Below are 11,160 nucleotides of genomic sequence, written 5' to 3'. Positions count from 1 at the left end.
CCCTCCCTAGGATGAATGATTTGGGTAACCGCAGGATTGAATATCTATCCGCTGGAGATGCTGTGGCGGTCGTCAAACCGGGCGATCGCGTATTTTTTCAGGGGGCCGCCATGACGCCGACTTTGCTGATTGATGCCCTGTGTGATCGCTACGAAAGCCTCGAGAACATTGAAATATTTCAGATTCATACGGACGGGGAGGCGCGTTACACCCAAGCACCCTACAGCGAGGCTTTTCACCTCTCCAGTTTGTTCGTCGGGAGTAACGTTCGCCAGGCGGTCAACGGGCTGAGCGGCGACTACATCCCCATTTTTCTCGGTGAAATTCACCGGTTGTTCAAGGGCGATGATTTTCAACTGGACGTGGCCTTCATTCAGGTTTCTCCCCCGGATATTCACGGCTACTGCTCCCTGGGAGTATCGGTAGACATTACGCTTCCCGCCATCGAGAAGGCCAAACACGTGATTGCGCTGGTCAACCCTCAGGTACCCCGCACCCACGGGGACGGGATGATTCACCGCAGCAAAATTGACGTAGCCGTTGAGGTTGATCAACCGATTTTTACCTACCCGATGGGGCAGCCCTCCGCCTCCGAAATCGCCATTGGCAAGCACGTAGCCGGACTGGTGGAGGACGGTGCCACCCTGCAGATGGGCATCGGGAATATCCCCAACGTAGTGCTGAGTAACCTGATGGGGCACCGCCGATTGGGAGTACACACGGAGATGTTTTCGGACGGTATCTTACCCCTGGTGAGGGCCGGAATCATCACCGGCGAAGAGAAAAGGATCAAACCGAACAAGATCGTAACCGCCTTTGCGGCCGGCTCCCAGGCGCTCTACGATTTTGTCCACGAGAACCCGTCCGTCGATTTCAAGGCGGCATCCTTCACCAACGATCCCTCCCTGATCCGGCTCAACCCGAAGGTGACCTCCATCAACAGTGCGATTGAGATTGACCTGACGGGGCAGATTTGCGCTGACTCCATCGGGACCTACCAGTTTTCCGGCGTTGGCGGGCAGATTGACTTTATGCGGGGGGCGGTTTTATCTCCCGGGGGTAAACCCATAATTGCGATCACCTCCACAACGCGTAAGGGGCTTTCCAAGATTGTGCCCACCCTCAGGCCGGGGGCGGGGGTCACCACTACCCGGGCTCACGTTCACTACGTGGTGACGGAATTCGGGGTCGTTAACCTGTTTGGCAAAAGTCTTAAGGAGCGGGCCCGCGCGCTCATCCAGCTGGCCCACCCCGATCATCGGGAGGCACTGGATCGGGAAGCTCACGAGCGGTTCAATGGGGGCTGGCGGTCTTAGGACGTCCTGGCGGATTCCGATTAAAAATGGACTGGTTCAGTCCTTACGCCATTCGCTCCGGGATATGGATACCACATTTTCGGGTACCCACGCTCCGTGTTTGAAGAGGCCTTCTTCCACGCGCTGCACAAAGTGAAAGCCAGCCCGACGTAACACCTTTTCGCTGGCGGTATTCCAGGTTGCGTAGGCCGCTTCGATCCGGGTAGCCCGAAGTTGCGTAAACCCAAAGTCGAGCACGGCCGTCAGGGCTTCTGACATGATGCCCTGCCCCTGCACCTCCGGGTGGGTCCAGAAGCCGACGTTCCACACTTCTTTTTCTTCGGTGGGGCGAATGGAAATTCTGCCCAGTAGTTCATCGGTTGTTTTCCCGGCAACCGTGAATCCATATGCCTCTCCGTTTTTCCAGGCCAGGACGCCCCGTTCATGGGGAGCGCGTAGTTCTTCGATGGCCGTAGGTGGCTCCCACTGCATCCCGTCGTTGAAGCCTGCGTGCCGGGTGGCCGAGAAAACCCGGGGGATGTCTTTGGCGTGCGGGATACGGAGCCGGAGGCGAGGGGTGGTGAGGTAGAAAGAGGTGGGTAGTGGCGTGGGCATGGTGGAGGAATCGTTGGTGGGGAAAGGTGGTATGGGTGGTGGAAAGTTTCCGGTGACGGGGAATTTTTTTGTTTTGGGAGGCCAAATTGCGTCTACTAAGTCTACATGTAGACTTAGTAGAAAAAATTCGGCAAAACACGATTGCCGTTTTCGGAGTTACTCCCACAATGGCACTGCTGGAATTTACGGATCGGGGCATTTATTGTAGTCGGGCAGACGTCTACATTGACCCCTGGCGCCCGGTAAAACGGGCGCTGATCACTCACGGGCACGCCGACCACTCCCGCTGGGGCAACGAGGCTTATTTGTGTACCACCTCCGCCGCTCCGGTCATCCGCCACCGCCTCGGGGAGGTGAATATTCAAACGGTAAACTACGGAAGTACGACCACGATCAACGGTGTGAAATTCAGCTTTCATCCCGCGGGCCACATCATTGGATCGGCCCAAATCCGGGTTGAATACGGCGGGGAAATCTGGGTAGCCAGCGGGGACTACAAAACCGAAGACGACGGCATCAGTGAAGCGTTTGCCCCCGTTCGCTGCCATCACTTTATCACCGAATCCACCTTCGGCCTACCGGTGTACCGGTGGCGGCCCCAGGAAGAAATCATGGGGGAAATCAACGACTGGTGGCGGGAGAACCAGTCGGCGGGAAAAACCAGCATCCTGACCACCTACGCCCTGGGCAAAGCCCAACGCTTGCTCCGCGGATTGGACACCTCCATCGGCACCATCTACACCCACGGAGCGGTGGAAAATACCAATGAAGTGATTCGCCGCCAGGGCATCGATTTACCGGATACGGTTCGCGTGACCCGGGAGATTGATAAAAAGGCCTATCCCGGCAATCTGGTGCTGACCACTCCGGGCTCCATCGGTCAGCCCTGGATCAAGAAGTTTACCGGCGCGGTGGTGGGGTCCGCTTCGGGCTGGATGACCCTCCGCGGCGCCCGGCGCCGCCGGGGCGCCGACCGGGGCTTCGTCTTGTCGGATCACGCCGACTGGTCCGGACTACTTGCCGCCATCGAAGCGACGGGGGCCGAAAACGTCTACGTGACGCACGGGTATACGGCCATTTTTAGCAAGTACCTTCGCAGCCTGGGGCTCAACGCCGTCGAGCTGGAAACGGAGTACGAGGGAGAGGACGTGGCCGAAGAAGACAAACTGGCCGAAAAGGAAGCAGAATCATGAAGCATTTCGCCGACCTTTTCCGCAAGCTTGACCGCACCACCAAGACCAACGCCAAGGTGGAGGCGCTGGCCGACTATTTTCGGATCGCTCCGCCGGACGATAAACTCTGGACCATCGCCCTGCTCAGCCACCGGCGGCCGCGGCGCACGGTGAATTCCCGCTTGTTCCGATCCTGGGCGGCGGAGTTGTCGGGCGTTGACCTCTGGTTGCTGGAAGAAAGTTATCACGTGGTGGGAGACCTGGCGGAAACCCTCGCGCTGGTCCTTCCACCCCCCACGGAGCGGAGTGATCACTCCCTCAGCTACTGGATGGGCTACATCCAGGGGCTGGCCAACTACGACGACGAAGGAAAACGGGAAGCGGTGATGGCTGCCTGGCGTGGGTTGGACACCACCGAACGGTTCCTCTTCAACAAACTCATCACCGGCGGATTTAGAATCGGGGTCAGCCAGAAGCTCATGACCCGGGCGTTGAGCAAGGCGACCGACATCGAAGAAAACAAACTGGCGCACCGCCTGATGGGTAACTGGACACCGGACGATACGACCTTCGAAGATTTGGTCATTAATGCTTCCGAGGGCGACGATGACAGCCGACCCTATCCCTTCTACCTCGCCTACCAATTAGAGCAGGAGTTGGTTGAATTAGGCGAACCTATTGACTGGCAGGCCGAGCATAAATGGGACGGCATCCGGGGACAACTGATCGTGCGGGGGGGCGAGGTATTCGTCTGGTCGCGCGGAGAAGAACTCGTCACGGACAAATATCCCGAATACCACCCCCTGGCGGACCTCTTGCCCGACGGCACCGTGATCGACGGTGAAATTTTGCCGTTTGCGGAGGGGCGTCCGCTGGGCTTCAACGTACTGCAAACCCGGATCGGACGGAAGAAGGTCAGTAAGAAGCTACTACAGGATGCCCCCGTCATATTGATGGCCTACGACCTGCTGGAATGGAACGGGGAAGATATCCGACCGCGGCCCCTGGCGGAACGACGAACATTGCTGGAGCAGCTGGTGGACCAGGTGGATACCGACGGGGTACTTCAACTCTCGCCCGTTGTGGACTACACTGACTGGAACGAACTGGCCGCCGAGCGGGAAACGGCCCGGGAGAAAAACAGCGAGGGCCTCATGCTCAAGCGTAAAGACAGCGCCTACCGGCAGGGAAGGAAAAAGGGAGACTGGTGGAAATGGAAGGTGGATCCGCTCACCATTGATGCGGTGATGATCTACGCCCAGCGCGGCCACGGCCGCCGCGCCAACCTGTACACGGACTTCACCTTCGGCGTGTGGGACGGCGACCAACTGGTGCCCTTCACCAAGGCCTATTCCGGGCTGACGGACAAAGAGTTTAACCGTATCACCGCCTGGGTGCGCCGCAATACGGTGGAGCGTTTCGGCCCGGTGCGCAGCGTGAAGCCCCAGCACGTTTTTGAAATCGGCTTCGAGGGCATCCGCAAATCCACGCGCCACAAGTCAGGTGTCGCCCTGCGGTTCCCCCGCATGCTGCGCTGGCGGGAAGACAAGCCGGTGGAAGAAGCCAACACGAAGGAAGACTTGCTCCAGCTGCTGGAGCAGTATGGGGGCGGGTAATTATTCTGGTAGGTATTCCTTCGGGATTGGGTTGTCTTTCGTTTCTCCCGTCCAGTAGATGTTGATGATCCACCAGCGTTTACCGTCATCCATCAATTGGATGCTGTTGATGCCCCGGGCGAAAGGTTGATCATCTGCTTCACTGCGGTAAGATTCGTAGGTGCTAAAGATTTGGGTGATGTTGCCAAAGGTGTTCTCCACCCGGTGGATTTCCTTTTCAAAGAAGCCGTTTTCCACCAGCCATTTTCCCGCGCGCTCGATGTATCCATCCGGCGTAAGGAAGGTCGGGCGATAGACGCCGGCCTCATTTTTCTGGGTGGGAATCAATTTGGCGTCCGGGTGAAAGAGGTACTTGAAGAGCTCCCAGTTTCTGGCGACTCCCTTCTCCCCGGAGATCACGGCGTAGAGATTTTCGATGGTACTGTCTAGGGTAGCTACTTTTTCCTGGTACATCATTTCTTGATTGGACTGGGCGCGGACGCTAAAGCTTAGGCAGCAGAGCAACATCCCGAGATAGAGGACCTTATTCATTAGGGTATATTTATTTGGATTTACGGGGATGACAAGGGAAAGCTTTACCTAAGGTCGAACATTCCTTTATCTCCGTGTAATTCTTTCGGCAAATTCTTCATAACTGCCACTTTCTTCAAGAATCCTTTCAACCTCTTCTATGCGTATCGATAATTGGTTTCTTCCGGTTGGGAAAAAGGTATCGATGGACAGGTCGTTCCCTCCGAGATGCTGACCATAGTAAGTCACTCCATTTCGCCTGGCCAAGAGTCCCCCGCGCCTTCGCTGCCGCCAACTTTGCCGATCCGTGGGGATAGCTTGAAGAGCGGCCCGGTAGGATTCCTCATCCCGAAAAATGGCTACGTGGGTTGCGTGATCAGTTAGCACGGTTCCGGCTCGCCAAATACCCCTAATGGTGTGACGAACGTCAGCGTGGTTAGCATTAGTGAGGATGCGGTAAGGGCCGTTATTGAGCTGCTGTGCTCCCGGGCGACGCCCCGGAGGAACGTAAGGCGCGGGGCGTTGCCTTTCCAGGAAGGCATTCAGGGCATCCGGACCAAGCGCTGCGGCCATTTCCCTTAGGTCTTCGGGAACCGGAGGTGCTTCTTCGGATGCCTCCTCTTCAGTTTGTTCGTCTTCAACTACTGCCTGGTCCTCCTCTGCGGGGATCTGCCCCGCCAGAAAATCATCAATTGCGGTGGCATTTAGTCCACGGGCCATTTCCACCAGATCCTGGGGTGATCTTTCTTCTTGGTCTGCTTCGTGCCAGTTTTCCAGATTCCCAATTTCATAGTCACCGAAAAAGTGTCCGCCCGGATTAAGCCAGTTCATTAACCGATCAAAACCGGCGGCAAGCAGGTTGGAGAATGGGGCCGCCCATTCTCCCTTGGCCTGAATTGGTGCACCCTTAGTGCTGGTAGGACCATGATTAGCGAGGGCGTGAATTTTCTGCTGCAGCGCGGCCACGGGACGATGGTCTTCAAAGGACGGATAATCCTTCCCTTCTGAATCCTTTGCCCTAGCCTTTCCACCAACGTGATGGGCGGCGGCGAGAGAATTATTTAGCCTTTCTTTTTCTTCAAAGGATTTCACAAGGACCATTTACTGGATACGGAAGATAGTCTTTCCGTGAGGAACTTAAAAGAAGTGGCCGGCCCTCCAGATCAGGGAGCTAATGGATAGCCAGTAATTCTCCTCGCCCGGATACCATGAAAAATTACGGGGACTTAAGCGTATACTTGTTCACGGCGAATACCGCCCCAAGCCGTTATCTCCTCTACCGTTATGCTCACCTCCCCACTTTTTGTGCTCGCCGCCCTTTGCCTCAGTGTGGTCATCTCCGAATACCTTGTCCGGACTACTTTTTTCCGTCACTTCGGAACGGCGCTGGTCGTGATTCTCCTGGTGGCCATCATCGCCAACCTCGGGCTGGTGCCCTCGGCCTCCACCGGTTCCGTCGTGTACGACGGGATTTTTACCTACCTCGCTCCCCTGTCCATTTTTTATCTGCTGCTGGACGTGAACCTTGCCAGCATCCGGCGGGCCGGCGCCCCCATGCTGATCCTATTTCTGCTGGGTAGCATCGGGACGGCCATCGGCGTCATCATCGGCATGAGCATGATCGACGGAAGCCGGCACTTCGGGGAGTTGTATCCGGCCATTTCTGGGATGTTCACCGGAACCTACTCGGGAGGAAGCGTGAATTTCAACGCTGTGGCGATCCACTACGACGTGATGTCGGAGGGCGTGCTCTACGCTGGTATGACCGCCGTGGACAACATCATCACTGCCCTCTGGATGGTGGTGACCATCGCGGCCCCCCTGGGCCTCCGGCGCCTTTGGCCACGAGCCAAACAGGAAACGAAAGAATTATCGGCCGAGGAGTCCGGAGAACGATCCCACGAATCCATTTCCGTTTTTGACCTGGGCGTTCTCCTCAGCCTGGGCTTCATCACGCTGCTGGCCAGCGACGTCCTGGCGGAAATGACCAGTGTTCCGTCCATCCTGATCCTGACCACCATCGCCCTCCTGCTGGCCCAGATTCCGGCCATCCGCCGCTTGTCCGGCGGACACATTCTTGGCCTGTTCGCTGTCTACCTTTTCCTGGCCGTTATCGGTGCCTACTGTGAACTGGCCGCCCTGGGCCAGATCGGTGCCCTCGCCCTGCCACTCTTCATCCTCGTACTGGTCACCGTGCTGGTGCATGGGCTCCTCCTCTTCGGTGCCGCGGCCCTGGGAAAGCTGGATTGGGACGTAGCGGCGGTGGCCTCCCAGGCCAACATCGGTGGCTCCTCCTCGGCCCTCGCGCTGGCGAAAAGCCTCGACCGGATGGACCTTTACCTGCCCGGCATCCTGGTCGGTGCGCTGGGCAACGGACTGGGTACCTACCTGGGCTTTGCCGTGGCGGCCTACCTGGGCGGTTAATCGATTATCCGGAGCATGGCCATGACTTAGGGTGTTCCGTGAATTAACCCTTTGGCCATCAAGTCATTGAATTTTCCAGTAGCGGCAAGGCATGCCTTGTCGCTACCGTTTGCCCCTCTGAACTGCCGCGATTCCGCAGGAATCGCTGATGAAACCTCACGGAACACCCTAGGCCTTGACTTACAGGATTTTGATGTCGTAGCTCATCTCGTACACGCAGTTGGGGTCCAGCTTAATAATCCCTTCCTTATTGATGAACTCCCCGTCGCTGTCGTGGGGGTCACTCAGGCCCATCCAGGGCTCGATGCACACGAAGTCCCCGTTGGGTTTGGCCCAGATACCGAGGTGGGTCCACCCGGCGTAATCCATCTTTAATACTGGTCCTCTTCGCACGGATTCCAGCACGACCGAAATGGAATTGAGGTCCTTGAAAACCAGGGCGTCCTTTTCAAAAAGCTCGTGGCTCAACGGAAGAATATTTCCGTTTTTCCAGGGCACCGGCCGGGTGTTGGGGCCGATGGTGCCGTCGGCCAGTACCTCGTGGCTTTCACTGTCCTCGTCGTTTTCGAAACGGAGTTGATAATCGTCGTATCGCTCTCCCTGGAAAGCCGGAACGCGAAACGCGGGGTGGCCGCCGAGGCAGAAGTAAATTGGCTGGGTGTCCTCGTTGTAAATCTCGTGGTAAACGATCACGTGTTCGTTGCGCAGCCGGTAAGTAACCAGAAATTCAAAGTCGTAGGGGTAGTGCTTCTGCGTCTCCTCATTGCACTTGAGGCGAAAGGTAATGCGGTCCTCCGTCTGGCTGTAGAATTCCAGGTCCTCGTTATGACGGATCATGCCGTGCTTCGGGATGTGATATTCCTCTCCGTTGATGCGCGTTTTCCCGTCCTTCAGTACGCCAATGATGGGGAAAAGCACCGGGGCATGACTGCCCCAAATCGCCGGATCCGCCTGCCACATATATTCCATCTCGGTGGCGATTTTAACGAGGCTGGAGAGCTCTGCTCCTTTCGATTCGACTTCAATACGGAGCAAATGATTTTTCAGACGGTAGCGCATAGGTTTTGCTTGCGGGCTTTCGCGCAAGATAAGAAACTTGACCGTGGCGGCGATCGACAAATTGACCGAAAAAAGATAGTACCTTGTTTGCGTAGTCTATTCCCTGAATTTTGCGCCACCTCCTCCGAATCCCCCTATTGCTGACCTCGTTTTTAGCCATCATCTGTTTTGGCGAGGTCGCAGGTGCCGCGGACGATCCGATGGCCGTGGCCGTCCCAACAATTCAGCCCGCGGCCGGCTTTTACGCCGGCCCCCAACGCATCACCCTGGAGGGAGAAGGCAATTATCATTATACCCTTGACGGGAGTACCCCCACCGCCAAATCGCCCCGCTACACCGGTCCACTCACGGTGGAGACCACCACCCTGCTGCGGGTGGCCGCCTTCGGCGAAGACGGCAAGCGCAGCAGCTACATCGTGGGTGCCACCTACTTCATTGATGAACCCGACACCCGCTTGCCGACCCTCTCGGTGGGTATCGATCCCTGGCGACTGTTCGACCAGAACAGCGGCTGGTTCCTCGCGGGACCGGGGGCCGACCCCGGCCACTGGAAGCAACCCGGCGCCAACTGGTGGACGAAGCGGGAGCACCCCGCTCATTTCGACTACATCGAGGAGGACCGGGCGGTATTTTCCGCTACGGTCGGCTTCCGGATGTTCGGGGGCATGAGTCGTCTGGCCCCCCAGAAATCCTTTTCCGTTTCGGCCCGCTCCCGCTACGGCAAGAAGCGGATTAAGCACCCGGTGTTCGGCGATGAGGGCAACGATTCCTTCCGGTTTCTGGTGGCCCGCAACGCCGGCTCCGACTGGGGCAGGTCCTACATCCGGGATGCCCTCCTGACGGGACTGCTGCGGGACGAGAGCTGGGACCTGGAGCGGCAGGCGGCCCGACCGGTGCAGGTCTACCTCAACGGCAAGTACTGGGGCATTTACCACCTGCGGGAAAAGATCAACCCCCAGTTCCTCGAAGACCGCTCGGGGGTAGATAAGGACTCCCTCGACCTGCTGGAACACCAGGAAAGCGTCAAGCATGGTTCCGTCCGGCAGTACCGGCAGTTGTTGCGTTACCTCAAGCAAAATGACCCGGCCGATCCGGCGGTGTACTACGAGCTGGAAAAGCGTATGGACGTGGATAACTTTCAGCGCCTTCAGATCGCCCAGACCTACTTTGACAATCGGGACGCGGGCGGAAACATCCGCTACTGGCGGCCCCACGGGCCGCACGGTCGCTGGCGCTGGATCCTCTACGACGTCGACCAGGGTTTCGGCCTCCATCAGGATAGTGCCTACCTACGCAACACCCTGGAATTTTACACCGCCCCGGACGGGCCTTCCTGGCCCAACCCTCCCTGGTCAACCTTATTTCAGCGGCGGTTGCTGCGCAACGCGGACTACCGGAACGCCTTCGTCAATCGCAGCCTCGAATATCTGGCCACCGACTTTGCCGCCGAGCGGGTGCTGGAGGCCATCGAGGAGCGTCGGCGGGCGCTGGAGTACGACATGCCCCGCCAGTGGCAGCGGTGGCGGGGAAAGGAGCAACACTGGCGCATTCACCTGGAACGCTTGCGGGAGTTTGCCCGTCACCGGCCCCATCATTTGCGGGAACAGCTGCGGCAATTCTTTGCGGCGGGGGAAGACCGCCGCGTGACGGTCACGGCCGGCGACGGTGGCTGGGTGGAACTGAGTGGAAGCTTGCGGGTGGGCAGCGCTGGACAAACGGTCGACTACTTTTCCGGAATTCCGTTGCACCTGCGCGCCGTCGCAAAAAATGGCTACCGCTTCGCCGGGTGGGAGGGCCTGGACCATGACCGCCCCGAAATCATCCAGGATTTGCGCCGGGACCTACCCTACCGGTTTCACGCCAACTTTGTGCCCCACGAACACGATCTGGCCGATCGGGTGATCATCTCCGAAGTGCACCCCTCTGGTGGTGCGGCGGGGGACTGGCTCGAGTTCCACAACCGCAGCGAGGAAGCCGTGGACCTGCGCGACTGGCTACTCACCGATGGCGGCGGTGGGGAGATGCGGCTGCCGGCCGTGGTCCTGCCTCCCGATGGCTACCTAGTCGTCTGCGAGGATCGAGCCGACTTTTTAAACATCTTCCCCTGGGCCGACGAGGTGGTGGGCGGACTGCCCTTCGGACTGAACAAGCGGCGGGAAACCCTCGGCCTATACAGCCGGCGGGGTGCCTACGTGAATGTCGTCACCTACGCCCTGGACGGCACCCAGCCGGAGGACTTTAGCTACGTGCTGGCCCTGCCCGGACTCGATAATCGGGACGAACGCAACTGGATGGTGCTGGCGGGAGCAGGATCACCCATGGAGGCTAATCCGGAGGGCGTCAGTACCGCCGTCATTACGCCCCGCGACTACTGGACGCGCATCATCGTGGGCCTGAGCGTGCTGCTGCTGATCATCTACTGGCGGGCCCGGCGGACGGAACAGTAGATAATTCGACCAGGGTTTAGAA

9 protein-coding genes are annotated in these 11,160 nt (G+C 58.2%); 5 read left to right on the top strand and 4 right to left on the bottom strand.

Annotated features, from left to right (window positions below; genetic code table 11):
* Window positions 1-11: 11 nt before the first annotated feature.
* Window positions 12-1,316, top strand: coding sequence for an acetyl-CoA hydrolase/transferase family protein (locus tag E1J53_RS13385; protein WP_134272957.1), 1,305 nt, complete (start codon window positions 12-14; stop codon window positions 1,314-1,316).
* A 36-nt stretch (window positions 1,317-1,352) separates the two neighbouring features.
* Here the strand turns inward: E1J53_RS13385 and E1J53_RS13380 are convergent, their stop codons facing one another.
* Window positions 1,353-1,910, bottom strand: a complete 558-nt coding sequence (locus E1J53_RS13380; RefSeq protein ID WP_134272956.1) for a GNAT family N-acetyltransferase — start codon at window positions 1,908-1,910, stop codon at window positions 1,353-1,355.
* 167 nt (window positions 1,911-2,077) lie between these two features.
* On the opposite strand from E1J53_RS13380, the gene E1J53_RS13375 reads away from it, so the two are divergent.
* Complete coding sequence (locus tag E1J53_RS13375; protein ID WP_134272955.1) at window positions 2,078-3,103, top strand: ligase-associated DNA damage response exonuclease; 1,026 nt, start codon at window positions 2,078-2,080, stop codon at window positions 3,101-3,103.
* The gene (locus E1J53_RS13370; RefSeq protein WP_134272954.1) at window positions 3,100-4,698 is read left to right on the top strand and encodes an ATP-dependent DNA ligase; all 1,599 of its coding nucleotides are present in this window, start codon (window positions 3,100-3,102) and stop codon (window positions 4,696-4,698) included. Before E1J53_RS13375 ends, E1J53_RS13370 begins: the two co-directional genes overlap by 4 nt.
* Here E1J53_RS13370 and E1J53_RS13365 read toward each other — a convergent pair whose 3' ends face one another.
* Together E1J53_RS13365 and E1J53_RS13360 are read right to left on the bottom strand one after the other, a co-directional pair.
* Entirely contained in the window at window positions 4,699-5,229 is a 531-nt protein-coding gene (locus E1J53_RS13365; protein ID WP_134272953.1) for a hypothetical protein, read from the bottom strand.
* A gap of 66 nt (window positions 5,230-5,295) precedes the next feature.
* A complete protein-coding gene (locus tag E1J53_RS13360; protein ID WP_134272952.1) occupies window positions 5,296-6,300 on the bottom strand; it encodes a hypothetical protein in 1,005 nt (334 codons plus the stop codon).
* A gap of 192 nt (window positions 6,301-6,492) precedes the next feature.
* Between E1J53_RS13360 and E1J53_RS13355 the strand changes: the two genes are divergently transcribed.
* Entirely contained in the window at window positions 6,493-7,632 is a 1,140-nt protein-coding gene (locus tag E1J53_RS13355) for a DUF819 domain-containing protein (protein ID WP_134272951.1), read from the top strand.
* Window positions 7,633-7,812: 180 nt separating this feature from the next.
* On the opposite strand, the gene E1J53_RS13350 is transcribed toward E1J53_RS13355, so the two are convergent.
* Window positions 7,813-8,691, bottom strand: coding sequence for an aldose 1-epimerase family protein (locus E1J53_RS13350; protein WP_134272950.1), 879 nt, complete (start codon window positions 8,689-8,691; stop codon window positions 7,813-7,815).
* A 110-nt stretch (window positions 8,692-8,801) separates the two neighbouring features.
* Here E1J53_RS13350 and E1J53_RS13345 point away from each other — a divergent pair, with 110 nt between their 5' ends.
* Window positions 8,802-11,138 (top strand): CotH kinase family protein, encoded by a 2,337-nt coding sequence (locus E1J53_RS13345; protein ID WP_134272949.1) that lies wholly within the window; start codon window positions 8,802-8,804, stop codon window positions 11,136-11,138.
* The last annotated feature ends 22 nt before the right edge of the window (window positions 11,139-11,160 follow it).

This window comes from Lewinella sp. W8 (assembly GCF_004375085.3).
Lineage (GTDB): Bacteria > Bacteroidota > Bacteroidia > Chitinophagales > Saprospiraceae > Neolewinella.
The sequence above is the reverse complement of the archived record's forward strand: the minus strand, read 5'-3'. Positions and strand labels throughout refer to the sequence as shown.

What these genes read in the sequence shown, in the direction of transcription:
- E1J53_RS13385 (WP_134272957.1), top strand. Translation starts at nt 12, where the DNA reads ATGAATGATTTGGGTAACCGCAGGATTGAATATCTATCCGCTGGAGAT.
- E1J53_RS13380 (WP_134272956.1), bottom strand. Translation starts at nt 1,910, where the DNA reads ATGCCCACGCCACTACCCACCTCTTTCTACCTCACCACCCCTCGCCTC.
- E1J53_RS13375 (WP_134272955.1), top strand. Translation starts at nt 2,078, where the DNA reads ATGGCACTGCTGGAATTTACGGATCGGGGCATTTATTGTAGTCGGGCA.
- E1J53_RS13370 (WP_134272954.1), top strand. Translation starts at nt 3,100, where the DNA reads ATGAAGCATTTCGCCGACCTTTTCCGCAAGCTTGACCGCACCACCAAG.
- E1J53_RS13365 (WP_134272953.1), bottom strand. Translation starts at nt 5,229, where the DNA reads ATGAATAAGGTCCTCTATCTCGGGATGTTGCTCTGCTGCCTAAGCTTT.
- E1J53_RS13355 (WP_134272951.1), top strand. Translation starts at nt 6,493, where the DNA reads ATGCTCACCTCCCCACTTTTTGTGCTCGCCGCCCTTTGCCTCAGTGTG.
- E1J53_RS13350 (WP_134272950.1), bottom strand. Translation starts at nt 8,691, where the DNA reads ATGCGCTACCGTCTGAAAAATCATTTGCTCCGTATTGAAGTCGAATCG.